This is a genomic window from Mordavella massiliensis, from assembly GCF_016901695.1.
GTDB classification, from domain to species: Bacteria; Bacillota; Clostridia; order Lachnospirales; family Lachnospiraceae; genus Claveliimonas; species Claveliimonas massiliensis_A.
Genome location: NZ_JACJKS010000042.1, coordinates 1 through 1,892, shown reverse-complemented (window position 1 = coordinate 1,892; position 1,892 = coordinate 1). Strand labels below are relative to the sequence as shown.

The following is a 1,892-nucleotide window of genomic DNA, read 5'->3' as shown; positions in this document are numbered from 1 at the left end:
ATGGATACTTCTTAAAAAAGTGTATAGTAAACAGACCTGACAGGAGATACGCTCAAAAATCAGGTAAAAATGAGACTATTAATAACTGCATAGATCATCAAATGATGGACTACGGGAGGCTTTAACAGGCCTTTTTTTGGTGGGCTTTTTTATGTATCACCTCCAGAGTCGGGACTATAGTGGCTCTGATCAGAGCAGTCCATGCTCTTTCAGGATGCGCTCGTAGTCATCACACAGGCCCTGGAGATAACTGATATCCACCCGAAGATCCGTGATCAGATCTTTCAGATCTTCACAGCGTTCCTTTAAGCGTGTCACAGGATCCGGGATGGCCACATCCAGTCTGCCGTTCTCGTAAGATTGACAGTACATACAGATCATGTCCTCGAGGACGGACGCCGTGTTGAAATCCTCATAGGGTTCATCCTCAAAGTGGACGAGGAGCCAGTCTTCCAGTTCAAGAGGGAGAGATAGTTGATTCTTATGTGCGCAGCGGCGCAGGAAATTTCTGTCGGGGATCATAAGCGTATCTCCTTTCCATTCCTGGCCTCTTCAAGGACAGACAGAGGATCCTTGGAAAGCCTGAGTTTACCGCAGGTAAGGAGAATCCGCTTGCGGAAACCTTCAAAGCTGTGCAGGCCGAAGGCCACCCGTTTCAGAACCTTGACCTTGTTGTTCAGCCCTTCGCTTAGGCCATTGGATTTGCCGTACTTCCAGCTGTTCTGGATGTACCCCCGCCAGTGGCGGATCGTGCAGGCTGCGGAGTGGATCTCCTCCACCTCAGAGGCGGTATACTGTTTGATCCATTCTGTCAGCTCCTCGTACTGGACAGAGTAGGGCCAGGAAGCAAGGATATCGTGGAAGAACTGGAGGGCATCATAAGCTTCCAGAAGATCCGGAGCCACGTCAAAGGCATCTTGGAGGCGCTGCTTGTTTTCGTTAAAACGAGCGCCCCAGTATTTTACCTGGTTATCTTCTCTGGTCTTCAGGAGGCGGATGATACCTTTTAGTTTTTTGAGGTTCTCCGTGTCCCCGGCATCCTGGAACTGGCGCTGATAGCGGAGCCGGACATCATCCACCATGTCACCCAGGCGCTTGATGACATGGAAGGGATCGATGCAGATCCTGGCGTTAGGGAAGTTCTTCCTGGAGACAGAGACAAAGCCGTTGCTCATGTCACAGCAGAAGTATTTCACCCGTTTCCTCTGCTCTAAAGAGAACTGGTGGAAGTACTTGTTCAGATAGACGCCGGAGATCTGGTCCAGGACATCGATGACAGAGTGTGAGTCGCCGTCAGAGATGCCGCAGTGGTATTTATTGAGATACCACCGGTGAGACTTGGAGCTCCATACACCACTGTTGCCTTTGAATTCATCAATACAGATGGTTTCCGGGAGTTTGGCTGGCCGGCCGAAGTGGATGGACTGAAAGACAGACTGGACGGTGCTTTGTGGGACGTGGTTGCGCCTTGCGACCTCGGAGAAAGAGAGAGGGTGGATCAGGTCCAGGAGAATGGAGTCATAGAGAGCCTGTGTCATGCGAAGAGAGGGATGGATCCAGTAGGGAGTCTCGTAAAAAGAGGAGTGACAGTCCTTGCACAGGAGCCTGCGCTTGTGGAAGGAGACGACGGTACCGCGATGGTTACAGGGGATGTGCCTGACGGTCTGCATGGTACCGGAGTCCTTGATGACACAGTCATTGGAACCGCAGTGAGGACACAGTCTCTGACTGGCTATAGGTACATCGAGAGTGATGAGGTCGTAGTCCTTGAGGACCTGGATGCTTTTGATAGTTGCTTCCTGTGGCAGTTTTGCCAGATAATTACTTGTTTTCATAGCTGCTTTAGCTACCTCCTTTGAAATGTATTATTGGTTCAACAAGATAATAACAAA

Annotated in this window: 2 protein-coding genes; both read right to left on the bottom strand. The window is 50.3% G+C overall.

Annotated elements, in window-relative coordinates:
* Nucleotides 1-189: 189 nt before the first annotated feature.
* On the bottom strand, nucleotides 190-522 hold the full coding sequence (locus tag H6A20_RS12955; protein WP_204907515.1) for a hypothetical protein: 333 nt from the start codon (nucleotides 520-522) through the stop codon (nucleotides 190-192).
* The gene (locus H6A20_RS12950) at nucleotides 519-1,835 is read right to left on the bottom strand and encodes an ISL3 family transposase (RefSeq protein ID WP_204907514.1); all 1,317 of its coding nucleotides are present in this window, start codon (nucleotides 1,833-1,835) and stop codon (nucleotides 519-521) included. The genes H6A20_RS12955 and H6A20_RS12950 overlap by 4 nt, the downstream gene beginning before the upstream one ends.
* Nucleotides 1,836-1,892: the final 57 nt, after the last annotated feature.

Coding starts and splice junctions, on each gene's coding strand:
- H6A20_RS12955 (WP_204907515.1), bottom strand. CDS start 522: ATGATCCCCGACAGAAATTTCCTGCGCCGCTGCGCACATAAGAATCAA.
- H6A20_RS12950 (WP_204907514.1), bottom strand. CDS start 1,835: ATGAAAACAAGTAATTATCTGGCAAAACTGCCACAGGAAGCAACTATC.